This window comes from Arthrobacter sp. 05L417 (genome assembly GCF_056397865.1).
In genome coordinates, this window is record NZ_JBFTOG010000003.1 from 332608 (window position 1) to 355644 (window position 23037).

At 64.2% G+C, this 23037-nt stretch carries 19 protein-coding genes; 16 read left to right on the top strand and 3 right to left on the bottom strand.

Annotated features, from left to right (window positions below):
- Positions 1-78 precede the first annotated feature (78 nt).
- The 3 genes from AC1DJW_RS04825 (at position 79) to AC1DJW_RS04835 (ending at position 3846) form a co-directional block, all read left to right on the top strand.
- Positions 79-693 (top strand): hypothetical protein, encoded by a 615-nt coding sequence (locus AC1DJW_RS04825; RefSeq protein WP_390282993.1) that lies wholly within the window; start codon positions 79-81, stop codon positions 691-693.
- A gap of 70 nt (positions 694-763) precedes the next feature.
- Positions 764-3022 carry an NAD-dependent DNA ligase LigA gene (ligA, locus tag AC1DJW_RS04830; protein ID WP_476900844.1) on the top strand — a complete coding sequence of 753 codons (2259 nt, stop codon included), beginning with the start codon at positions 764-766 and terminating at the stop codon, positions 3020-3022.
- Positions 3019-3846: an inositol monophosphatase family protein gene (locus tag AC1DJW_RS04835; protein WP_459340576.1), complete on the top strand. Its 828-nt coding sequence runs from the start codon at positions 3019-3021 to the stop codon at positions 3844-3846. The genes ligA and AC1DJW_RS04835 overlap by 4 nt, the downstream gene beginning before the upstream one ends.
- Positions 3847-3929: 83 nt before the next feature.
- Here the strand turns inward: AC1DJW_RS04835 and AC1DJW_RS04840 are convergent, their stop codons facing one another.
- Positions 3930-5285, bottom strand: a complete 1356-nt coding sequence (locus AC1DJW_RS04840; RefSeq protein ID WP_459340575.1) for an LLM class flavin-dependent oxidoreductase — start codon at positions 5283-5285, stop codon at positions 3930-3932.
- A gap of 568 nt (positions 5286-5853) precedes the next feature.
- Here AC1DJW_RS04840 and AC1DJW_RS04845 point away from each other — a divergent pair.
- Positions 5854-6366 carry a GNAT family N-acetyltransferase gene (locus tag AC1DJW_RS04845; protein WP_284751376.1) on the top strand — a complete coding sequence of 171 codons (513 nt, stop codon included), beginning with the start codon at positions 5854-5856 and terminating at the stop codon, positions 6364-6366.
- Between the two features lie 57 nt (positions 6367-6423).
- Entirely contained in the window at positions 6424-6804 is a 381-nt protein-coding gene (locus AC1DJW_RS04850; RefSeq protein ID WP_078105825.1) for a RidA family protein, read from the top strand.
- Between the two features lie 58 nt (positions 6805-6862).
- Here the strand turns inward: AC1DJW_RS04850 and AC1DJW_RS04855 are convergent, their stop codons facing one another.
- Both AC1DJW_RS04855 and AC1DJW_RS04860 read right to left on the bottom strand, forming a co-directional pair.
- A complete protein-coding gene (locus AC1DJW_RS04855) occupies positions 6863-7537 on the bottom strand; it encodes a response regulator (protein WP_284751375.1) in 675 nt (224 codons plus the stop codon).
- A complete protein-coding gene (locus AC1DJW_RS04860; protein ID WP_476900845.1) occupies positions 7534-9372 on the bottom strand; it encodes a sensor histidine kinase in 1839 nt (612 codons plus the stop codon). The genes AC1DJW_RS04855 and AC1DJW_RS04860 overlap by 4 nt, the downstream gene beginning before the upstream one ends.
- 226 nt (positions 9373-9598) lie before the next feature.
- Here AC1DJW_RS04860 and AC1DJW_RS04865 point away from each other — a divergent pair, with 226 nt between their 5' ends.
- From AC1DJW_RS04865 to AC1DJW_RS04915, 11 genes are all read left to right on the top strand, one after another.
- The gene (locus AC1DJW_RS04865) at positions 9599-11071 is read left to right on the top strand and encodes a CitMHS family transporter (protein ID WP_476900846.1); all 1473 of its coding nucleotides are present in this window, start codon (positions 9599-9601) and stop codon (positions 11069-11071) included.
- 136 nt (positions 11072-11207) lie between these two features.
- Complete coding sequence (gene gatC / locus AC1DJW_RS04870) at positions 11208-11504, top strand: Asp-tRNA(Asn)/Glu-tRNA(Gln) amidotransferase subunit GatC (RefSeq protein WP_184736130.1); 297 nt, start codon at positions 11208-11210, stop codon at positions 11502-11504.
- Between the two features lie 3 nt (positions 11505-11507).
- Positions 11508-13088, top strand: coding sequence for an Asp-tRNA(Asn)/Glu-tRNA(Gln) amidotransferase subunit GatA (gatA, locus tag AC1DJW_RS04875; RefSeq protein WP_476900847.1), 1581 nt, complete (start codon positions 11508-11510; stop codon positions 13086-13088).
- Positions 13088-14596 carry an Asp-tRNA(Asn)/Glu-tRNA(Gln) amidotransferase subunit GatB gene (gatB, locus tag AC1DJW_RS04880; protein WP_284989768.1) on the top strand — a complete coding sequence of 503 codons (1509 nt, stop codon included), beginning with the start codon at positions 13088-13090 and terminating at the stop codon, positions 14594-14596. Before gatA ends, gatB begins: the two co-directional genes overlap by 1 nt.
- A 196-nt stretch (positions 14597-14792) precedes the next feature.
- On the top strand, positions 14793-15410 hold the full coding sequence (locus tag AC1DJW_RS04885; RefSeq protein WP_390282986.1) for a hypothetical protein: 618 nt from the start codon (positions 14793-14795) through the stop codon (positions 15408-15410).
- Positions 15411-15492: 82 nt separating this feature from the next.
- Positions 15493-16497, top strand: a complete 1005-nt coding sequence (locus tag AC1DJW_RS04890; protein ID WP_284751369.1) for a LacI family DNA-binding transcriptional regulator — start codon at positions 15493-15495, stop codon at positions 16495-16497.
- Positions 16498-16757: 260 nt separating this feature from the next.
- A complete protein-coding gene (locus AC1DJW_RS04895; RefSeq protein ID WP_390282985.1) occupies positions 16758-18080 on the top strand; it encodes an extracellular solute-binding protein in 1323 nt (440 codons plus the stop codon).
- Positions 18077-19027, top strand: a complete 951-nt coding sequence (locus AC1DJW_RS04900) for a carbohydrate ABC transporter permease (RefSeq protein ID WP_284751367.1) — start codon at positions 18077-18079, stop codon at positions 19025-19027. Before AC1DJW_RS04895 ends, AC1DJW_RS04900 begins: the two co-directional genes overlap by 4 nt.
- Positions 19020-19994, top strand: a complete 975-nt coding sequence (locus AC1DJW_RS04905) for a carbohydrate ABC transporter permease (protein WP_459340569.1) — start codon at positions 19020-19022, stop codon at positions 19992-19994. Before AC1DJW_RS04900 ends, AC1DJW_RS04905 begins: the two co-directional genes overlap by 8 nt.
- A 60-nt stretch (positions 19995-20054) precedes the next feature.
- Positions 20055-21776, top strand: a complete 1722-nt coding sequence (locus AC1DJW_RS04910; RefSeq protein ID WP_476900848.1) for a DUF4091 domain-containing protein — start codon at positions 20055-20057, stop codon at positions 21774-21776.
- A gap of 10 nt (positions 21777-21786) precedes the next feature.
- On the top strand, positions 21787-22971 hold the full coding sequence (locus AC1DJW_RS04915) for a Gfo/Idh/MocA family protein (protein WP_476900849.1): 1185 nt from the start codon (positions 21787-21789) through the stop codon (positions 22969-22971).
- Positions 22972-23037: the final 66 nt, after the last annotated feature.

Below are 23037 nucleotides of genomic sequence, written 5' to 3' on the forward strand. Positions count from 1 at the left end.
ACGCCCGGACTATGTAGGAAGATTCCGGTCAATACCACCCCAACTCCGGGCGGCCCGTGCCGTCCTGCAGAGGTAAACATGACCCAACGCTCCTCCGCGCGTTCTGGCGGCGCGACCCGTGCCGCTGTGCGACGTCCGTTCTCCGTTGCCCTCGCGGGCATTGCCATGGCTGTGGCGATGTGCGCCTTCCCCTTGCTTTCGGCCCACGCGGAGACCATCGTGGCTCCCGGGCAGGGACAAGTTTCGCCCACCTCGCCCGCCCCGGACCCGGCACCTGTACCACCTGAGCCGACCCAGCCGAAGGTGGTGGATCCCGCGCCGTCCAAGCCACCCGTCGTGCTGCCGGCACCCGCGCCGGTTCAACCAGCCCCGGTGGCGCCCGCCGCGCCCGCACCCGTGACGCAGGTGCCTGTGGAACCGGAACCCAGCATGGCGCCGTCGGAGGCTCCTGCGGTCTCCAGCTCGGCGACCCCGTCGGACAGCCCGACGGCGAGCGCCTCGCCGTCGGCGTCGTCCAATTGGAATACCCCCATCCAGGACGGGCTCAAGGCCACCCAGGCTGCCTCGGTGAGCAATGCCAAAGGGCCGGGTTCGGACATGTTCGCCGTAGTTGCGATCATGGGCGGCGTGCTTTTGGTGGCGGCCGGCGGCATTGCCTTCGCGTTGTGGAGCCGCCACCGCTTCACGCACTGATTCCTGCTTGTGATTCCTGCTTGTCGCCCAGCGGCCCTATTTTGTCGCGCCTTTGCGGCAAGATAGGTACGTGAGCACAGCAGAGAGTGAAACCGCAGTTCCAACGGAAGCCGTACGGGAAGAGTACGAAAACCTCGCAGACCTCGTCCGCAAGTACCGCTACGCGTACTACCAGGAAGATGCGCCGACGGTTTCGGATGCCGAGTTCGACTCCCTGTACCGCCGCCTCGAGGAGCTAGAGGCGCTGCATCCCGAGCTCGTGTCCAACGATTCGCCCACGCAGGAGGTGGGCGGCGAGGTGTCGGCTGCTTTTGCCGCCGTCGAGCACCTTCAGAGGATGTACAGCCTCGAGGATGTCTTCTCGCTGGACGAGTTGGAAGCGTGGGTCCGCAAGGCCGAGGCTTCGGTCGAAAAGCTGGGGACGGCGGCTTCCCGGATTGCATGGCTGACGGAGCTGAAGATCGACGGCCTTGCAGTGAACCTGCTCTACCGCGATGGCAAACTTGTGCGTGCCGCCACGCGCGGAGACGGCACCACGGGCGAGGACATCACCCACAACGTGCTCACCATCAAGGAGATCCCGCGCCAGCTCAGCGGCAGCGGATATCCGTCCGAGGTGGAAATCCGGGGCGAAGTCTTCATTCCGTCCAAGGCATTCGCTGAATTCAACGAAGCGCTGATCGAGGCCGGCAAAGCGCCGTTGGCCAACCCCCGCAACGCCGCCGCAGGCTCCCTGCGCCAGAAGGACCCCGCGGAAACGGCCAAACGTCCGTTGCGGATGTTCGTCCATGGCATCGGAGCCCGCGAAGGCCTTGACTCCACGAGCCAGTCTGAAACGTACAAGCTGCTGGAGGAATGGGGCCTGCCCGTCAGCCCCTATTTGAAGGTGCTGGACTCCTTTGAGGAGGTCCTCGACTTCATCAAGCACTTCGGCGAACACCGGCACGACCTCCTGCACGAGATCGACGGCATCGTGGTCAAAATCGACGACTTCGCCACGCAGCGTGCCCTCGGTTACACCTCGCGGGTGCCTCGCTGGGCCGTTGCCTACAAATACCCGCCGGAGGAAGTCCACACCAAGCTTCTGGACATCCAGGTCAACGTCGGCCGCACCGGCCGCGTCACTCCCTACGGGGTGATGGAACCGGTCAAGGTGGCCGGATCCACCGTGGAGATGGCCACCCTGCACAACCAGGACGTGGTCAAGGCCAAGGGCGTCATGATCGGCGACGTCGTGATTCTCCGGAAGGCCGGCGATGTCATTCCTGAGATCGTCGGGCCGGTATTGGCGCTCCGCGATCAGCAGGATCCCCCCGTGCGTGAGTTCGTGATGCCCACGGAATGCCCGTCCTGCCACACGCCCCTGGCTCCTGCGAAGGAAGGCGACGTCGATATCCGCTGCCCCAACGCGAAGTCGTGCCCGTCCCAGCTGCGCGAGCGTGTCTTCCACGTGGCCAGCAGGGGCGCTTTCGACATTGAGGCACTGGGGTGGGAAGCAGCCATCGCGCTCACCCAGCCGGCGGAACCGGAAACTCCGCCCCTGCGCAGTGAGGCGGCCCTGTTCAACCTCGCTCCGGAGGATCTCGCCGAGGTCCGCATCCGCCGTGAGAAGCGCTCCAAAGGCGTGGGCACGGGAACGTACGAACTGGTGCCGTATTTCTATTCCAAGGCCACTGCCAAGACCCCTTCGAAACCTACAGCCACCACGGACAAACTCTTCAAGGAACTGGAGAAAGCCAAGACCCAACCCCTCTGGCGCGTCCTCGTTGCCCTGTCCATCCGGCACGTCGGCCCCACAGCGTCCCGGGCCCTGGCCACGGCACTGGGGAGCATGGAAGCCATCCGGGCTGCCTCCGAGGAGGAGCTGGCCAACGTCGACGGGGTAGGGCCGACCATTGCAGCAGCACTCAAGGAATGGTTTGCCGTTGACTGGCACCAGGAAATCGTGGACAGCTGGGCCGCGGCCGGGGTGCGCATGGTTGACGATCGCGACGCCGGCATCCAGCGGAACCTGGAAGGACTCACCATCGTGGTGACGGGCTCCCTGCCCACGCTGAGCCGGGACGAAGCCAAGGAAGCCATCATCATCAGGGGCGGCAAGGCAGCCGGCTCGGTTTCCAAGAACACCAGTTACGTCGTGGCCGGGGAGAACGCAGGCTCCAAGCTGGACAAGGCCGAGCAGCTTGGTATCCGGGTGTTGGACGAGGACGGCTTCAAAGCATTGCTCGACGGCGTTCTGGAACCCGCCGGCGGCACGGCTCAGGATGATGAAGACGCAGCCGTTGCTGTGGCAGGCGCTGCCGCGGCGGAACTGGACCCCGCCGAATGACGGCCGATATTTTGGAGCTTCTCGCTGTCGCCCACACCGCTGCTGCGGCAGGGGCGGAGGTGCTCGCCGCCCGGCCTGCCGGCCCCAACTCGGCGGGGAACCTCGGCGTCGTGAACAAAGGCGACGCCGGCGACTGGGTGACGGCCTTCGACGTCGCGGCGGAGAACGCTGTGCGGGACGCAATTACGGCAACCCGCCCGCATGACACCATCACGGGCGAAGAGCATGGCACCACCCGGCCCGAGCAGCCCAGTGGCTACCGATGGTCCATCGACCCGCTGGACGGTACTACCAACTTCATCCGGAATATCGTCTACTACGCCACGTCCGTGGCCGTTGCGGATGCCGACGGGGTCTGGCTGGCCGGCGTCGTCAACGCCCCCGCGCTGGGACGGATCTACTCTGCGGCACGCGGCCACGGAGCATGGCTTGAAGAAAACGGGCAGCGCACCCAGCTGACTGGACCACTCATGGGCCGGACGGGACTGATTGTGGCCTCCGGGTTCAGCTACGATCCCGCCACGAGGGCAGAGCAGTTCGCCGGGCTTGGGAACCTCATGGAAGGCTTTGCCGATCTCCGCAGGCTTGGCTCCGCCGCGTTGGATCTCTGCCTCGTGGCTGATGGAACCCACGACGCCTTCGGAGAACGCGGGCTCAACGAACATGACTACGCTGCGGGTGCCTTGATCGCCGAGGAAGCCGGCTGCTGGGTCCGCCGCCCACGGTTGACCAGCCCGCTGGACGGCGGCCCCACGGATGCGGACCGCTTGGAAGCGTGGACCTGCGCGGGAACCCTCGAGCTCTCGGGCAAGTTCCCGCTCTAAGGTGGCGTCAGGGGCCCCGACGACGGCGGGATGGCCGCCGTCGTCGGGGAGTTGTGGCTGCCTGCGCCGCTGGACTTTCGTTGTTAAGCCCCGGCTGCGGCGAGCGACCCGATCTCCGAGAAGCGGTTGGCCGGGCGTTCCAAGCCGTAGTGGTCCCGCAGCGTGCTGCCCGTGTATTCGGTGCGGAACAGCCCCCGTTGGCGCAGCACCGGCACCACGTGGTCAACAAAGGTTTCGAGACCCGACGGTAGAACGGCCGGCATGATGTTGAAGCCGTCGGCCGCGCCGTTTTCGAACCACAGCTGGATCGCGTTGGCCACTTGTTCCGGCGTTCCCGCGAAGGTCAGATGGCCGCGGCCGCCGCCCAGCCTGCCGATCAGCTGGCGTACCGTAAGCTTTTCGCGGCGGGCAAGCTCCACAATGAGGGTATAGCGGCTCTTCGCTCCTTCGATCGAGTCCTCGTTGGGAAGATCGGCGGGAAGTTGGCGGTCGAGGGGCAAGTCCTCGGGCTTCACGCGGAGCGTCTTGGCCAGCTCGGCCCTCGCGTATTCGGGGCGGATCAGCTCATCCAGTTCACGTTCCAGGCGCAGCGCTTCGGCATGGGTGGCGGCGATCACCGGGACAATTCCCGGCAGGATCTTGATGCTCTCAGCCGTCCGGCCGAGTGCGACTGTCCGTGCCTTCAGGTCTCCGTAGAACGCCTGGGCATCTTCAAGGGTTTGCTGGGCCGTGAACACGGCCTCGGCGTACCTGGCGGCCAGGCCCTTGCCATTTTCGGAGGAGCCCGCCTGGACGATCAGGGGATGGCCTTGGGGAGAGCGCGGCACATTGAGCGGCCCGCGGACCCGGAAGTGCTTGCCCACGTGGTTGATGGGCCGGACCTTGGCTGAGTCTGCCCAGACGCCGGCTTCCTTGTCAGCGATGACGGCGTCGTCCTCCCAGCTGTCCCAGAGCTTGGCGGCCACTTCCAGGAACTCGGCGGCCCGTTCATAGCGGGCGGCATGGGCGGGCTGGTCGTCGATGCCGAAGTTCCGCGCGGCCTCCGGCCCGGCTGTGGTCACCACGTTCCATCCGGCCCTCCCGCCGCTGACGAAGTCCACCGAAGCGAAGCGCCTGGCCAGGTTGAAGGGATCGTTGTACGTGGTGGACGCCGTGGCGATGAGGCCGATCTTTTCGGTGGCAGCCGCGATCGCGGTGAGCAACACCGTCGGTTCCAGCTTGCCCGCGGGACGGCGTCCGACGTCGCCGAAGATCACGGGGGAGTCGGCGAAGAAGATGGAGTCGAACGTGCCACGCTCGGCAATCCGTGCGAGGTTTTGGTAGTGCCGGATGTCGGTGCTCGCGCGCGGGTTGCTTTCAGGCAGCCGCCACGAAGCCTCGTGGTGTCCGGTGCTCATGAGGAATGCGTTGAGGTGGAGTGTGCGTTGCTGGGGACTCATGTGGGGTTCCTTTCGTTGTGTCCTGGCCGCCAATCAACCACGCGAACCCCGCCCCGCGCCAGCATCGCGAAACCTTCCCGCAACAGCAGGAAACCGGGCTTCACAGCCGGAAACCGGACTCAATCTGGCGCCACGCGAAGCAATGTTTGAGCGGCCCCAACGCTCGCTCACCTGTGTGGGGTTTCTCCTCCACGCTCGCTCACCTATATGGGGGTGTTCCGCCGACGCTCGCTCACCCATATGAGGTTTTCCCTCCACGCTCGCTCACCTATATCTGAGCGGGCATTGGGCGGAACGGCCTTGTATCTGAGCGGGCGTTGGGGGATCAGGGTGGATATCTGAGCGAGCGTCCGAGGCGGGACGACGCAAAGTCGCCCGCCGCCGTCGTACTTTAAGACGCTCGCTCACCTATGTGGGGTATTCTGCCGACGCGCGCTCACTCATAGCTGAGCGAGCGTCGAGGGATTGGGGCATGTATCTGAGCGAGCGTCGGGTCCGGGGTGATAGTTCGGTCACGGAAACACCGCTTTGGCACCCGCGGCACCTCGGCCGCGACTACCATGGATCAGTGCATTCGCAGATTACCGTCCGTCCCGCCCTGCCCGAAGACTACGACGCCGTAGCCCGTATCACGATGGCGTCTTACGTGACCGCTGGCTACTATGGCAGCCCGGACCACCCGTACCTGGAGAAGCTGCGCGATGTGGCCGGCCGCGCGCGGTACGCCGATGTCTTCGTCGCCGAACGTGATGGCCAGGTTATCGGCTCCGTCACCTCGGCCAAGGCGGGAGGCGACTTTTCTGACATTGGCCTTCCGGACGAACTCGAAATGCGCACGTTGGTAGTTGATCCGGACGTGCAGCGCTCCGGCGCGGGACGCGCGCTCGTACAGGCGGTCGTCGACCAAGCCCGCTCCATAGATGGCATCAACGCCGTTTCCCTCACCACAGGCGCGACGTGGGAAAGCGCCAATGCACTCTACGCCAAGACCGGATTCGAGAGGGAGCCGGAGCGTGATTGGTTTGTTCCCGGGACCGACATAAAGCTGTTCGTTTACCGGCAGGATGTCCGCCAGCCATAAAGTTTCCTCGTAAACCCCGGTCATCGGGCCGGGTGCGGAAACTGAGAAAGGCGCGGCATGCGCAAGACATTCGGCACGGGCTCGGTCTGGGAGCAGACCCTTGGATACTCCCGTGCGGTCCAGGTGGACAACACACTCTTCATTTCGGCTACGGCGGCGTCCGGACCTGATGGCATCGTCGGCGACGACTTCTACTCGCAGACCAAGTACATCCTCGAAAAGCTGGGTGCCGTCCTGGCTGACGCCGGGTTCGACTACGAGGACGTCGTGCAGTCCAAGCTCTACCTGACCGACATCAGCAAGTGGGAAGACGCCGGCCGCGCGCACGGCGAAGTCTTCGGCGAGATCCGGCCCACCCTTTCCCTGGTCCACGTCCTGCCGTTCCTCGACCCGGAAATGCTGGTCGAAATCGAACTCGTAGCCCAGAAGAGCGCCTAAGAACTATCAAAGGTTGGCGCGAGCTGGCAGTAGATGCCCTCAAGAACGGCGGGAAGGGTCATTTGCTGCCAGTTCGCGCGGGGACGCCGTAGCGGTGTTCCGGGCGGCCGGTGCTGCCGTAACGCAGTTGGATTTCGACGGCGCCATCGTCGGCGAGCGAGGAGAGGTACCGTTGCGCCGTGGCGCGAGAGACGCCCACCCGTTCCGCTACTTCCGTGGCTGAGTATTGTTCCCCCGGTGCCAAGGATTCCAGCACCGATGCTTCGGTGGCCGATCGCGGCTTTCCCGACGGCGCGACGTCCCCGGCGACGAGCGCCCGCTTGGCCCGTTCGATCGTGTCCTGGTCCACCGCATGCTGTCGCCCGAGGATTCGCCGGTATCTGGCATAGGAACGCAATTGCTGCGACAGTGATTCAGCCGTGAACGGTTTCAGCAGATACGCCAAGGCCCCGCGCCGGAGGGCTGTCCTGATGGACACGGCATCGGAAGCCGCGGTCAGCATCATCGCATCCACATCGAGTTGGCCCAGGAGATCCAGGCCCGAACCGTCCGGCAGATAAACGTCCAGCAACACGAGATCCGGCCGAAGGCTATGCACGGACTGCAGCGCCTGCGCCGTGGATCCCACCGGGGCCAGGGCGAGGAAACCGGCCACGGAGTCCACGTAGGCTGCATGGAGCTTGGCGACATGGAAGTCGTCATCCACAATCAACACCCTGAAGTCTTCGCTCACTGGTGTCCTTCCTTGCGTTCGGCTGCTGCGGAGGGTTCGGCTGCTCCGGAGGGTCCAGCTGGCGGGGCATCCCCCGGCGAGCCGGTAACCCCCGGCGAGCCGGTAACCCCTGGCATCGTGGCCATGAAGACGGCGCCTGGACCGCCGGGCGAGCCCGGGTCCAGGACGCGCACGTCGCCACCGCGACGGCGGGCGAGTTGCCGGACCAGTGCGAGTCCGAGTCCCTGCCCGCCTGCCTTGGCGATACCGCTTTCGGCGGGCTCCGCCGTCGTGAATCCTTCCACGAAAACCCTTTCGGGCTCGACACCGCCGAGGCCGTCGCCGGAGTCCGCGACGACGATGTGCAGCGTGCCGCCGTCGGGCCCCGGTTCGTCGAGCAACTCAAGCTCCACCCAGCGTTGCGTCGAAGAGCCAGCGACGGCGGCGTTGACGGCGTTGTCGATCAGGTTGCCAAGCACCGTGGTGACGTCCTGCGGTTCGGTGACGTGCTCCCTCACTAGTGTCTCCGGGCCGATCCGCAACGCCACTCCTCGCTCGTCCGCCTCCACGCTCTTCGCGCCGACGAACGCTTGCAGATAAGGATCCTGCAGGAGCTCGGCTTGCTGCACGGGAAACTTCAGGGGACCGGTGGCGGAGATCCTGGCGAGATAGTCCTTGGCCTGGCCGTGTTGGCCGATGCTCAGGAAGCCGGCGATCGTATGGAGCTGATTCGCGAATTCGTGGCGCTGGGCCCGGAGCGCTGCGGACATGGTGCCCACGGCGTCGAGCTGGCGTGTCAGCTGCTGCAGCTCGGTGCGGTCCCTGAGCATGACCACCCAGCCGAGATCCTCCTTGCGGTGCAGTGCCTTGCGGGCGTTGGCGACCAAGACCCGGCCGCCCGCAACAATTTCCACGGCTTCGGCGTCGTGCGCAGAGGGTTCAGTGAGTGCCTTCAGCTGTGCGGGGACGGCGGCGTTCTCCCAATCGGTGCCTGTCCAGTCAGTGCCGGCAAGGTCGGCGCCGGACCAGTCCGAGCCGGCCGCGGCGGGGGAGCCAGGAGTCCCCGACGCTTCCGGCATACCAAGCAGCCGCCTCGCCGCGGCATTGAACACCGTGATGCGGCCATCGGCGGAAATGCCGATCACGCCGTCGTCCACGCCTTGAAGCACGGCCACCTGGTCATGTACCAGGGTGCTGATTTCTTCTGGTTCGAGGCCCAGCGTCAGGCGTTGCAGGCGGCGGCGCAGGAGGAAGGACGCCAAGACGCCGGCAATCAAGGAGCCCGCCGCGGTCAGGGCAATCGGGACGATGTCCTCGGCAAGGCTTTGGCCGAGCGACTCCATGGAATAGCCCACACTGACTTCGCCAACCACCGTCGCCACGGAACCCGGAGCGAAAACCGGGACCTTGGCGCCCGCGGATGGTCCCAGAGTGCCCGTGTTCCGGGTGGTGACTTCCTTCCCGGAGAGGGCGTCCGAGGGATCCGTGCTGACCCGTTCGCCGAGCCGGACGAGATCCGGGTGAGCCAGCCGCAAACCGGTCTCGTCCGTGACTACCACGAACAAAGCACCAGTGCGGCTCCTGGCAGCCTCGGCGGCTGCTTGGATGGGGCCGGTCGCGAGCACTCCGGGAGGCGGTGTTCCCGGCTCGTTGCTGATGGCTTGGACCTGGGCACGGATCACCGGATCCGAAGCCACGGTGCGTGCCAAAGTCAGCGCCTGGTTTTCCGCTTCGGCGCCGATCCGCCCATAGACGAGCCACGCATGCACACTGCCGCTGAGCAGCACCACCAAGAGGACGACCCCGAGTTGCAGGAGCAGGGTCTGCGTCGAGAACCGCAAGGCAAGCCTGGGCATCCTGCCTCCTTCCGGCTGGGATTGGCCGGCTGGAGCTGGGCAGCAGCGGCGCTGTATTTCTACGTCTACCTCTCCATTGAAGCATTGAGCACAATGAGCAAAATGCTCTCAATCAGCAGTATGTCCATCAAATCCCACAAACGCCTTGCTGTGAGCGTCGCCACTATAAGTTCTGTATCGCGCATCACATCGACGTGATGCCGTTCACTGTAGTAAGGAGCCGGCTGTGCTGGTATTGCTTGGATTCGCAATGATTGCGGTGTTCATGGTCCTGATCATGACAAAGAAGTTGACGCCCGTTCTGGCGCTGATCATCGTTCCCACCGTCTTCGGTTTGTTTGCCGGTGCCGGTCTTGGCATCGGGCCGATGGTCATGGATTCGATGAAGTCCATGACGTCCACCGCCGCACTCCTGATGTTCGCGATCGTGTACTTCGGACTCATGATCGACGTCGGACTGTTCGACCCACTGGTCAAGTTCATTCTCCGCAAGCTGGGCAACGACCCCGCCAAAGTGGTCCTGGGCACCGCCATCCTCGCGGCCGCTGTATCGCTCGACGGCGACGGCTCCACCACCTTCATCCTCACCACCGCGGCGATGCTGCCCGTCTACCTCCGTTTGAAGATGAGCCCCGTGGTCCTGACCTGTGTGGCCGGCCTGGCCAACGGCACCATGAACATCCTGCCGTGGGGTGGCCCCACGGCCCGTGCGGCCACCGCCCTCAAGATCGACGTCAACGACGTGTTTGTTCCGATGGTCCCGTCCCTCATCGCTGGCCTCGTCGTCGTCTTCGTGTTCTCCTGGCTCTTGGGCCTGCAGGAACGCAACCGCCTCCGTGCCACGGCCCCCGAGATCTGGGGCGACGTCGCCGACGCAGGCGACGTGTTCGACGGCGGCACGCACCGCGGCGGTTCTGGCACCGGCTCCTCGGGCCGCGGTTTCGGCCCGGGGCGCACCGCCGCTAAGCCTGGCACCGGCGGCGGCACCGGCGTCGTGGTCCTGGAACGCACCGAAACCGTCGTGGACCTCGCCGATACCGGCCTGACCGACACCGCACTCGATCCGAACCGCAAGACCCTGCGCCCGAAGCTCTTCTGGTTCAACCTCGGCCTGACGGTTGCTGTCATGGTCATGCTGGTGGCCAACCTGGTGCCGCTGCCCTACGTCTTCATGGTGGGTTCCGCGATTGCCCTCCTGGTGAACTTCCCCAAGGTCAAGGAACAAGGCGCGCAGCTCGTTGCCCACGCACCGTCCATCGTGGCCGTGGTCAGCATGGTCATGGCGGCCGCTGTCCTCACTGGTGTCCTCAACGGCACGGGCATGGTCAAGGAAATGTCCGCGTGGCTGGTGCACATCATCCCCGCCGAGATGGGTCCGTTCATGGCCGTCATCACCGGGCTGCTCAGCATTCCGATGACCTTCTTCATGAGCAACGACGCCTTCTACTTCGGCGTCCTGCCGGTCCTGAGCGAAACCGCCGCGCACTACGGCATCAGCGGCGCGGAAATGGCCCGAGCCTCCATCACCGGCCAGCCCTTCCACCTCCAGAGCCCCCTGGTCCCCGCGATCCTGCTCCTGGTGTCCCTGGCCAAGGTAGAACTGGGAGACCACCACAAGAAGGTCCTGTGGCGCACGGCGGTCATCTCCGTCGTCATGCTCGCAGTGGGCATGCTGACGGGAGCCATCGGCATCGGGTAGCAAAGCAACCAGCAACGCGGGGTCACTTACGGCCCATTCGGGACCTCCGGATGGGCCGTAAGTGACCCCGCGTTGTTCGTCGTCCAAGCCACGTAGACTAGTCCGGAAAACCATTTGAACTTTGCAGGGGAGATCCATGGCTGCGATCAACCGTGACGACGTCGCGCATCTTGCGCGTCTGGCTCACATTGAAATGAGTGCCGAAGAGCTGGACAGGATGGCCGGCGAGCTTGCCGTCATCGTGGATTCGGTGAAGTCCGTCAGCGAAGCCGCCGGGGACGATGTCCCGGCCACGTCCCACCCGATTCCGTTGAACAACGTGTTCCGCGAGGACGTCGTGGGCCACACGTTCACGGCCGAGCAGGCTTTGTCCGGGGCTCCGGATTCCTTCGAGGGCCGCTTCAAGGTTCCGGCAATCCTGGATGAGGACTAAGCGATGACTGAATTGAACAACTCCGAACTCATCCGCCTGTCCGCAGCACAGTTGGCCGCCAAGCTGGCCGCGCGCGAGGTCACGTCCGTTGAGGTCACGCAGGCGTACCTGGACCGCATTGCCCTTGTAGACGGCGGGTCCGACGGCATCCATGCTTTTTTGCACGTCAACGCTGAAGAGGCGCTCGCGGTCGCCGCCGAGGTGGACGCGATCCGCGCCGCCGGTGGTGCCGAGGCCGAAGCGCTCCACGAGCTCGCTGGCGTACCGATCGCCGTCAAGGACCTCATCGTCACCATTGGCCAGCCCACCACGGCCGGTTCCAAGATCCTCGAGGGCTGGCACAGTCCCTATGACGCCACCGTCATCAAGAAGCTGCGCGCTGCGAAGATGCCCATCCTGGGCAAGACCAACCTGGACGAATTCGCCATGGGTTCCTCCACGGAACACTCGGCGTACGGCCCCACCCGCAACCCGTGGGACCTGGACCGCATTCCCGGCGGCTCGGGCGGTGGCTCCGCGGCCGCCGTCGCCGCTTTCGAAGCTCCGCTGGCCCTTGGCACGGACACCGGCGGATCCATCCGCCAGCCCGGCGCCGTCACCGGCACGGTCGGCATGAAGCCCACCTATGGTGCCGTTTCCCGCTACGGTGCCATTGCCATGGCGTCGTCGCTGGACCAGATCGGTCCGGTTTCGCGGACCGTGCTGGACTCGGCCTTGCTGCAGGAAGTCATCGGCGGCCATGACCCCTTCGACTCCACCTCGCTGACGGACCCCTTCGACACGCTCGTTGCCGCAGCCAAGACGGGCAACGTCACGGGCATGAAGATCGGCATCGTTAAGGAACTCCACGGCGAGGGCTACCAGGCCGGCGTCGAGAACCGTTTCAACGAGTCCCTTGAGCTGCTCAAGGAGGCTGGTGCGGAAATCGTCGAGGTTTCCTGCCCCAACTTCAAGTACGCGCTGGGCGCCTACTACCTGATCATGCCTTCCGAGGTTTCCAGCAACCTGGCGAAGTTCGACGGCGTGCGCTACGGCTTGCGCGTCCTGCCCGAGGACGGTCCCATGACGATCGAACGCGTCATGGCCGCTACCCGCGCCGCCGGTTTCGGCGATGAGGTCAAGCGCCGCATCATCCTGGGCACTTACGCCCTGAGCGCGGGCTACTACGACGCCTACTACGGTTCGGCGCAGAAGGTCCGCACGCTCATCCAACGCGACTTCGATGCCGCGTTCGCGCAGGCCGACGTCCTGATTTCGCCGACAGCCCCGACCACGGCCTTCAAGCTGGGGGAGAAGCTGGACGATCCGCTGGCCATGTACCTCAACGACGTCGCCACCATCCCGGCGAACATGGCCGGTATCCCCGGATTGTCCCTGCCTGGCGGCCTGGCCGACGAAGACGGCCTGCCCGTAGGCATCCAGCTGCTGGCGCCTGCCCGCGAGGACGCCCGCCTGTACCGCGTGGGTGCTGTCCTTGAATCCTTGCTCGAAGAGAAGTGGGGCGGCCCGCTGTTGGCGAAGGCACCTGAATTGAAAAACGCAGGTCTCGGTACCGCATTCAACACCGCCGGAGGTTCCAACTGATGTCTACCGACGCCATCCTCAGCTTCGAAGAGGCCATGGAGAAGTACGATCCCGTCCTTGGCTTCGAGGTCCACGTGGAGCTCAACACCAAGACCAAGATGTTCTCCTCCGCCCCGAACGTCTTCGGCGACGAGCCGAACACCAACGTCAACGAGGTGGACCTGGGCATGCCCGGCGTCCTGCCCGTGGTGAACAAGACGGCAGTGGAATCCTCCATCAAGATCGGCCTTGCCCTGAACTGCAAGATCGCCGAGTCGTGCCGCTTCGCCCGGAAGAACTACTTCTACCCGGACACCCCGAAGAACTTCCAGACGTCCCAGTACGACGAGCCCATCGCGTATGACGGCTACCTGGACATCGAACTCTCGGACGGAACGGTGTTCCGCGTCGAGATCGAGCGCGCACATATGGAAGAGGACGCCGGCAAGCTCACCCACATGGGTGGCGCCACCGGACGCATCCAGGGTGCCGACTACTCGCTGGTGGACTACAACCGTTCCGGTGTTCCGCTCGTGGAAATCGTCACCAAGCCGATCGAGGGCGCCGGCAGCCGCGCACCCGAACTCGCCAAGGCCTACGTCGCCGCAGTGCGCGAAATCGTCAAGAACCTCGGCGTTTCCGATGCCAAGATGGAACGCGGCAACGTCCGTTGCGATGCCAACGTCTCCCTGCGCCCGCACGGCCGCGAACGTTTCGGCATCCGTTCCGAGACGAAGAACGTCAACTCTCTGCGCGCCGTCGAGCACGCCGTCCGTTACGAAATCCAGCGTCACGCCGCCGTCCTGGACTCCGGTGAGCCGGTCATCCAGGAAACGCGCCACTGGCACGAAGACACGCGCACGACGACGTCGGGCCGGGCAAAGTCCGACGCCGACGACTACCGCTACTTCCCGGAGCCGGACCTCGTTCCGGTCCTCGCGTCCCGTGAATGGGTTGAAGAACTCCGCGCCACCTTGCCCGAGCCGCCCGCGGCCCGCCGCAAGCGGCTCCAGGCCGACTGGGGCTATTCGGACCTCGAGTTCCGCGACGTCGTGAACGCCGGCGTCATGGACTCCATCGAGGAGACCATCGCCGCCGGTGCCAGCGCCTCCGTGGCCCGCAAGTGGTGGATGGGCGAGATCGTCGGACGTGCCAAGACCGCCGACGTCGATCCCTCCGAACTCGGCGTCACGCCGGAAACCATCGTGGAGCTAAACAAGCTCGTCGAGGGCGGCAAGATCAACAACAAGATGGCTTCGCAGGTGCTCGACGGCGTCCTCGCCGGCGAGGGCACCCCGGCCGAGATCGTCGAGAAGCGCGGCCTCGCCGTCGTGTCCGACGACGGCCCCCTGCTTGAAGCGATCGACGCCGCACTGGCGGCCCAGCCCGACGTCGCGGAGAAGATCCGCGGCGGCAAGCTCCAGGCCATCGGTGCGATCGTCGGCGGAGTCATGAAGGCCACCCGCGGGCAGGCCGACGCCGGACGCGTCAAGCAGCTGATCCTGGAGCGGCTCGGCGTCGAAGGCTGAGTCCCACCCGCCACCCGCGCCTCACCCAACTAGGTCGCAGTTGTTGTCGTTATGAGCCGTCAAAACGACAAGAACTGCGACCCGGTTGTGTCTGGATCCACAGCCCCCACACAGCTTCAGGGCTCATCATGGAGTCATCAGTTCTTTGCTGCCCGCCCCTTACCGGTCCGGGGAGGAGCGGAGAAAGGATTCGGCCATGTCCACCATGACTCCGGGGGTTCGTAAGGCCCTCATCGCCGGCGGTATCGCCGTCGTCCTCGGCGGCGGTGGTGCGGCCGCAGTGTGGGCTGCCGGCCAGATCATCCCCGAGTACGTGGTGAGCGCGACGCCGACAGGTACGGCGTCGCCCGCCACGCCGTCGCCGGGGGCCACCTCGCCCGCCACTCCGTCGCCCGGCAAAGCCCGGCCGTTCCCCGTGCTTCCCCGCGGCTTCGCAGGTCCGGGGATCCACGGTGAGTTCACGGTCAAGAACAAGGACGGCAGCTATACGACCCTCGTGTCGCAGCGAGGCACCGTGCAGTCCGTCAGCGATGCGAGCATTTCCGTCAAGAGCGATGACGGCTTCACTCAGAGCTACGCGATCACATCGTCTACCACCATCGTCAAGCTCCCCGCTTCCGGAGCGGGCACGCAAGGCCGGCGGCCATCGCCCCAGACCATCAAGGCCACCGACTTGAAGGCGGGGGACACAGTCGCTGCCTCCGGCACGAAGAGCGGCACCACCGTCACGGCCACACGCATTATCGGAGGTACCTTGCCTGCTGCGCCCGGTAATGGTGGACGACGGCTGGGCTACGGGAGCGTCTCTTCCTGAACCCGCGCCCGCTCGTCTGGCTATGATGCTACTACCGCCGAACCACGCCCGTGGTTCGGCGGCTCAGCCAAGAAGGAGACGAATGCGCCCCACGATCAAGTCCGTGGCGGCAGCAGCCGGGGTTTCGACGGCGACTGTGTCCTATGTGCTTTCAGGCAGGAGCGGCAAAGACGGCAGCAGGAGCGGTTCCGGCGTGGCCCCCGCCACCGTGCTCCGGGTTCAAGAGGCTGCCCTGGCCCTCGGATATCGCCCCAACCAATCGGCAAGGGCGATCCGCACTGGACGAACGAACCTACTCATGCTGTCGCTGACCATGATTTCGGATCCATGGGCACTGGACGTGAGCCGCGCTGTTGGTACGGCTGCGGCCCAACGTGGCATTACGCCCATGATTCTGGCCGATACCGACTGGCGGGTGGCCCTGAAACGGCAAAACGCCGACGTGACATTCATCGACGGCGCCGAAGAGCCAGGGGATGCCGAACTGCTGGCGCAGGCGGCGAGATTGCAGCGCTTGGTGGTTTTCAGCGACACCATGGAACCTGAGGGATTCGACGTCGTGCGCCCGTTGGCCGGTTCGTCCTGCGAACAGGCGGTGGATCACCTCACCGGGCGGCACCGCCGGGTGGGTTGCCTGATCTCGTCGACACATTCGATGAGCACCCTGGACATCCGCTTGGGCGCATACACGCGTGGCCTCGCCAAGGCTGGTTTGGATTACCGGGACGACTACGTCGAGACGTATGACCGCGACGGACTCAGCGCGTTCGATGCCGCGCTGCGGCTCCTGCAGCGGGCGGACCGTCCGACCGCGATCTATGCGACCACCGATTTCGCCGCGATCGCAGCCATCCATGCGGCCCAACGGCTGCAACTCCGCATTCCCGAGGACGTGGAAGTGCTCGGTATCGGCAACACCACCGAAGGCGAGCGCATGACGCCGTCGTTGACCACCGTTGGTCCTGAGGGCTTTTTCGATGGCTTGGCTGCATTCCTGCTCGACCGGGCAGAGAATCCCGATGGGCCCGCGAGCGTTCTGGAATTCCCCTGGAAGCTCATTGTGAGGGATTCAGCGCCCTCGGCGTGAACCGGGAGCCCTCGGTCGAACCGGGAGCTATCCCCGAGGTACGTCGATGCACGTTCCCGATGATCAGGCAATCATCCCATTTGCACTTTGATGACGTTTTGTGCCCGAAAAAGTTAAGGAAAGATCAATCAGGATCTTGCCTTTAAACGATTAACATGATGTGATCAACTGCACAACATCAGTTGGGTTGGCTGTTCGCCGAATGCGGGCCCGCCCCCGAAGGACCGTCGGTCTTCTGACCAAGACATCGGAGAATTCTTATGAACCACAACGTGACCCGCAGGTCATTCCTTTCCTTTGCGGCCGCCGGTGCCGCCGTCGTTTCGCTCGCTGCCTGCGGCGGGAACAGTGCCGCCGGGGGCAGCGCAGCCAAGGCCGCCTACGCTGCTCCCGCGAAGGACCTGAGCGCCGAGCTGAGCTACGCCATCTGGGACGCGGCACAAAAGCCCGCGATGCAGAAGATCGTGACCGAGTTCAACAAGCAATACCCGAACATCAAGGTCACCATCGACGTCACGCCGTCGAAGGGTTCGGCCTACTGGACGAAGATCCAAACCCAGGCAAGCAGCAACACCCTGCCGGACGTTTTCTGGATGAATGGTCCGCACATCAAGCTCTACGCGCAAAACAACCAGCTGTTGCCTTTGGACGGACTGGTCTCCGGCAAGGGAGTGGATTTGTCCAATTACCCCAAGGCACTGGTGGATCTGTACACCGTCAACGGGACGTTCTACGGGGTCCCCAAGGACTTCGATACCAGTGCGCTCTTCTACAACAAGGCCCTCTTCAAGGAAGCCGGGGTGCCCGATCCGACGCCCAACTGGACATGGGACGACGTGAAATCCGCTGGCGCGAAACTGTCCAAGTTCTACCAGGGCAAGGGTATCTACGGTTATGCCGGGGACCTCACCGGTGGCCAGACCAGCTACTACAACACCATGATCGAAGCCGGCGGGACCATCATTTCGGCCGACGGCAAGAAGTCGGGCTACGACTCCGCCGGATCGATCGCAGGCCTCCAGTTCTGGCGCGACCTGATCGAGTCCGGCGTATCGCCCTCGATGCAGCAATTGACGGACACCTCCTCGAGCGACATGTTCACGTCCAGGAAATTGGCTATGACCATGGACGGCTCCTGGACCGTCGGGCCGGCCCAAAAGGCACTCGGTGACGATCTGGGCATTGTCAGCCTCCCGAAGGGGCCGAAGAGCAACCAGAGCGTGATCCACGGACTTGCCAACGTGATTCCCGCCAATGCGAAGAACCCTGCCGCGGCGCAGGCGTTCGTCGCCTTCCTGGGGACCCAGGATGCTGCCAAGATCCAGGCGGAAACTGGAACCGTCATCCCGGCTTTCAACGGCACACAGGATGCCTGGGTCAAGTCCGTTCCTTCCGTTGACCTCAACGTCTTCCTTGACCTGGCCAAGGATGCCTCGCCCTACCCGGCGTCTGCCAACACTGCCGCCTGGAACGAACTCGAGAACACCTTGCTGCCGCAGGCCTTCGCCGGGACCAAGCCGGTTGCCGACGTCGCCAAGGACCTTGCCAGCCAGATGAATGCCGCGCTGGCCAAAGAATCATGAAAGCCCAGACCCTGACGCCGGCGTCCAAAAGCGTCCGTGCCGCCCGGGCAGCGGGGGATCGCCGCAAAGGAAAATCGAAGTCGGATGGCTGGTGGCCATGGTTGTTCGTGGTGCCTACCGTTGCGGGCATCGGTGTGTTCTACCTTTGGCCGATCATCCAGACGTTCTACTACAGCTTCACCAAGTGGGGAGTCTTCGGCGGAACCAAGTTCATCGGCTTGGACAACTACGTGCGGATGTTCGCGGATTCCACTATTCCGCAGTCAATCCTCAATACGCTGATCTACACGGTCGTCGTGCTGCTGGGGATTCCCATCGCGGTCATTCTTGCGTCCTTGATCGAGCGTCCCGGCCTGCGCTTCGCAGCCCTGTACCGGACGCTGTACTTCATTCCCTACATCACCATGCCGGCCGCCGTCGGGATCGTATGGAGGCTGATCTACAACGGTGACTTCGGACCCATCAACTGGTTCTTGGGCTTGTTCGGGATCCAGGGCCCCTACTGGACATCGACGCCGGGGTTCGCACTGCTCGCCGTGGCTACCGTGGGGCTTTGGATGTCGCTGGGATTCAACCTCATCATCATCAGCGCGGGGCTGCGCGAGATTCCGCGGGAGCTCTTCGAAGCGGCGGAAATGGACGGGGCCAGCCGGGTCCGCCAATTCTTCAGCATTACCGTTCCGTTGTTGACGCCCAGCATCTTCTTCGTCACGATCGTCACCGTGATCAGCGGCTTCCAGCTGTTTGATCTGCTGTACGTGATGATGGGGAAAGCCAACCTGGCCATGCCGCAGACGCAAAGCCTCGTGTACATCTTCTACAACCAGGCCTTCCTGCAGAACGACAAGGGCTACGCGGCCGCCATCGGCATCCTGATCCTGGTCATCATCGCTCTTCTGACCGCTTTCCAATTCCGTATCCAGAAGAGGTGGGTCAACTATGTCTGAATCGATGCTCTCCACAAAAAGCGGCGTCGAATCGCGACGGAGCGGGGCGGCCACCGCGAGGCCGTCTCAAGCTCCAGGCACACCCGCGGATCGCGACGGCGCGGGCCGCGCAAGCAAGGGCCGGGGCGCCAAAAGCCACGGCGCCAAAGGCGGCAAACAGGGCTCGAACGTCCTGGCGCACTGTGTTCTGAGCATTGGCGGGTTGGCCATGATCTCCCCGCTCCTGTACCAGATCGTCATGTCGCTTTCGACGAACGCCGAAGTCCAAAGCACCCCGCCCACCCTGTGGCCGAGTGTCGTCCAATGGCACAACTTCGCGGACGTCTTCACCTCCATGAATTTCGGTTCACAGCTTTGGGTGACGGTAGCAATCACAGTGATCCGGGTGATCGGGCAAGTGCTCCTCTGCTCGATGGCGGGCTACGCCTTCGCGCGGATGCAGTTCCGGTTCAAAGGGCTCATCCTGGCCGTCGTCTTGTCGATCATCATGGTGCCGTCCCAGTTGTTCCTGATCCCGCAGTACCAGATCATCCAAAACCTGGGTTGGCTGAACAGCATTGCCGGCATCGTGGCTCCGGGCATCTTCAGCGCTTTCGGCCTGTTCCTGATGCGCCAGTTTTTCATGGGGCTCCCGGACGAACTCGAAGATGCGGCACGGCTCGACGGCGCCAATCCGTTCCAGATCTTCTTCCGGGTCATGCTGCCACTCGCGGCCAACGGCCTGTGGGCCCTCGTCATCATCACTGTGCTGTGGTCCTGGAACGACCTCTTATGGCCTTTGGTAGTGACGTCGACGGCGAACGCCGCACCGTTGAGCGTCGGGCTTTCGAACCTCCAGGGTGAGCACGCCAACAATTACCCGATCCTCATGGCGGCATCCCTGATGGCCATGGCGCCGATCCTGATCATGTTCCTGCTCATGCAGAAGCGCGTCATGGCAGGCATCGGCCGCTCGGGACTCAAGTAGGGCTCAAGTAGAGCCCAAGTAGAGACTCAAGTAGAGCTCACGTAGGAAAGGATCACAGCCTTGACGGAACAGAACGCGGCACCGGATGACGGCTGGTCGTTCGTGCTCGTGGACTCCCTGGAAAAGGTCTACCCGGACGTTCCACCACGGCCGTTCGACAGGACCATTCCGATGTCCGTTTTCCCCGGCGAGACCGCCTCGGTCCAGGTAGCGCTCCGGCCGCCCATGAAACACGACTTTCGGCTGTCCGGGGCGTTGGAAGTTGCAGTCGATGGTCCGGCGGCAGGATTCACCTCCATTTCGCAGGTTGAGCTGGTGCCATGTTCATTGGCGGCATTCCCGGAGCATGATGGCGGTTACGACCGGGATACCCCCGGACTGTATCCGGACCTTTTGCGGCCTGCCCCGGATGGGCTGATCAATCCGCTCTATGGCCAATGGACCGCGGCATGGATCGACCTCGTGGTGCCTTCCGTGGATCACGCGGGCGATCACGAACTCGGGATCTCGGTGCGGGACGCGGAAGGCAACACGCTCTTCAGCACCCACATCTGCGTCACCGTGGTGCCCCCGCAAGCCCCGGAACTGGAGATCGTGAACGCCCACTGGCTCCACTGCGACGGCCTGGCGAGCCATTACGGCGTCGGCGTGTTCAGCGAGGAGCATTGGTCGATCATCGATGCCTTCATGGGGTCCGCGGCAAGGATGGGAGCAAACTCGCTGCTGACACCCACGTGGACTCCTCCGCTGGACACGGCCGTCGGCGGAACGCGGCTGCCCACCCAGCTGATCGGGATCCGCGAAGATTCCGGCTACCACTTTGATTTCAGCAAGCTGCTGCGCTGGGTGGGCCTGTGCGCCAAACATGGAATCCAGTACTTGGAAATCGCCCACTTGTTCACACAATGGGGCGCCAAAGCGACTCCGGCGATCTATATCGAAACCGCGGAAGGCCTGGAGCGGCGCTTCGGCTGGGACGTGCCGTCGACGTCGTCCTCGTACCGGGAGCTCATGGCCGAGCTGCTGCCGGCGCTGCGGTCCTTTCTGGCGGAGCACTGGTCGCTTGACCGGGTCATTTTCCACATTTCGGATGAACCGGAGGGTGCCGAAGCCCTGGCCGGATACCAACGGGCAAAGGGCGCCGTCGCGGATCTCCTCGACGGGCTGACGGTGGTTGACGCCCTGAGCGACTTCGAGTTCTACAGCAGCGGGGCAGTATCGAATCCCGTGGTGGCAAGCGATGCCGTGGCGCCGTTCCTGGCGGCCGGAGTGAAGGACCTGTGGGTCTATTACTGCGTCGCCCAGGACGTCGGTGTTGCGAACCGGTTCATTTCCATGCCTTCAGTGCGAAACCGGGTGTTGGGCCACCAGCTCTTCGCCCTGGAATGCGCGGGCTTTCTGCATTGGGGATTCAACTTCTACAACACGGCCCATTCGTTGGCGCCCGTGGACCCGTTCAAGGACACCTGTGCCGGGGGAGCCTTCCCGGGCGGCGATGCCTTCATGGTCTACCCGGGACCGGACGGGGTTCCGTGGGAATCGATCCGTTACAAGGTATTCGCCCAGGCCATGTGGGACCACCGGGCACTCTCGCTCCTGGCCAAGCTGGCCGGCCGCGAGGAAGTGCTCGCCCTCATCGATACGGACGGCTCGGGCGGGAGCCTCGCCATGGACAGCTTCAGCTACGACCCCCTTCACTACCGAAGGGTTCGCGAGCTGGTCAACCAAGGAATCGCGCAACGGGTGGGTCAAACACGCCCGCGCATCAACCTATCTAGTTAGGAAAGTACTTATGGACCTCAAAGTAGGCATCGTTGGATTCGGCTTGCGGTCGTCGCTGTGGCGCCACGCGCACAAGCCCGGCCACGGTTCGGAAGTTACGGTCGTGTGCGATCTGGGCGAGCGCGGCAGGGCAGACGCGGCCGAGAAGATCCCGACGGCGGTCGTCACCGACGATCTGGACGTCCTGTTGGACTCCGGTCTGGACGCGGTCCTGGTCCTGACGCCGGACAACCAGCACGCCGCCGTCGCCGTCCGGACGCTCAAAGCCGGCATCCCCACCTTCTGCGAGAAACCGCTCGACGTCACGCTCGAAGCAGCCGACGTTATCCTCCAGACGGCCTTCGACTCCGGAACTCGACTCTACGTGGGCCACAACATGCGGCACATGCCGGTGGTGGTGCAGATGCGCGACATCATCCAGGCCGGGACCATCGGTGACGTCAAAGCAGTTTGGTGCCGGCATTTCGTGGGGAACGGCGGGGACTACTATTTCAAGGATTGGCATGCCCAGCGTGCCAACACCACAGGGCTGCTGCTGCAAAAGGGCGCCCACGATATCGACGTCATCCACTGGCTCGCCGGGGGATACAGCACCAAGGTCCAGGCGATCGGCGAGCTGGCCGTGTACGGGGACGTCGCTTCCCGCCGCGACAACACGGGGCGGCGGATGGGAGATTGGTTCTCCGTGGACAACTGGCCCCCCACCGAACAGACGGACCTCGCCGAGACGATCGACGTCGAGGACATCTCGATGATGAACATGGTCTTGGACAACGGTGTACTCGCCTCGTACCAGCAGTGCCACTTCACCCCGGACTATTGGCGGAACTACACGGTGATCGGCACCAAAGGCAGGATCGAGAACTTCGGTGACGGGGCCGGCGACCAGATCTACGTATGGACCACCAGGACCACCTCCGGTTTCGCCGAGCCTGACCAGAAGGTCTTGGTCCGTGACGGAGAAGGCGGCCATGGCGGAGCGGACCCCTTGCTGATCGCTGAGTTCCTGCGCTTCGCCAAGGATGGCGGAACCACGGCGACGTCGCCGATCGCGGCCCGCGAGGCCGTGGCCGCTGGAGTGCTTGCCACCGAGTCCCTCCGCGGCGACGGTTGCGCGAAGCTCGTTCCGGCCTTGCCCGAACAGCTCGTGGAGTATTTCAACGCAGGGCAGCCGGTCCGGGTCCGGGAACTCTAGCGCCCGCGCCCCCAAGTAGCTCGCAGTTGTTGTCGTTTTGAGGCCTCATAACGACATTAAATGCGA

Bases quoted from the DNA above. Each gene is read 5' to 3' on its own strand.
- AC1DJW_RS04825 (WP_390282993.1), top strand. From the start codon at position 79: ATGACCCAACGCTCCTCCGCGCGTTCTGGCGGCGCGACCCGTGCCGCT.
- AC1DJW_RS04835 (WP_459340576.1), top strand. From the start codon at position 3,019: ATGACGGCCGATATTTTGGAGCTTCTCGCTGTCGCCCACACCGCTGCT.
- AC1DJW_RS04840 (WP_459340575.1), bottom strand. From the start codon at position 5,285: ATGAGTCCCCAGCAACGCACACTCCACCTCAACGCATTCCTCATGAGC.
- AC1DJW_RS04850 (WP_078105825.1), top strand. From the start codon at position 6,424: ATGCGCAAGACATTCGGCACGGGCTCGGTCTGGGAGCAGACCCTTGGA.
- AC1DJW_RS04860 (WP_476900845.1), bottom strand. From the start codon at position 9,372: ATGCCCAGGCTTGCCTTGCGGTTCTCGACGCAGACCCTGCTCCTGCAA.
- gatC (WP_184736130.1), top strand. From the start codon at position 11,208: ATGGCTGCGATCAACCGTGACGACGTCGCGCATCTTGCGCGTCTGGCT.
- gatA (WP_476900847.1), top strand. From the start codon at position 11,508: ATGACTGAATTGAACAACTCCGAACTCATCCGCCTGTCCGCAGCACAG.
- gatB (WP_284989768.1), top strand. From the start codon at position 13,088: ATGTCTACCGACGCCATCCTCAGCTTCGAAGAGGCCATGGAGAAGTAC.
- AC1DJW_RS04885 (WP_390282986.1), top strand. From the start codon at position 14,793: ATGTCCACCATGACTCCGGGGGTTCGTAAGGCCCTCATCGCCGGCGGT.
- AC1DJW_RS04890 (WP_284751369.1), top strand. From the start codon at position 15,493: ATGCGCCCCACGATCAAGTCCGTGGCGGCAGCAGCCGGGGTTTCGACG.
- AC1DJW_RS04895 (WP_390282985.1), top strand. From the start codon at position 16,758: ATGAACCACAACGTGACCCGCAGGTCATTCCTTTCCTTTGCGGCCGCC.
- AC1DJW_RS04900 (WP_284751367.1), top strand. From the start codon at position 18,077: ATGAAAGCCCAGACCCTGACGCCGGCGTCCAAAAGCGTCCGTGCCGCC.
- AC1DJW_RS04905 (WP_459340569.1), top strand. From the start codon at position 19,020: ATGTCTGAATCGATGCTCTCCACAAAAAGCGGCGTCGAATCGCGACGG.
- AC1DJW_RS04915 (WP_476900849.1), top strand. From the start codon at position 21,787: ATGGACCTCAAAGTAGGCATCGTTGGATTCGGCTTGCGGTCGTCGCTG.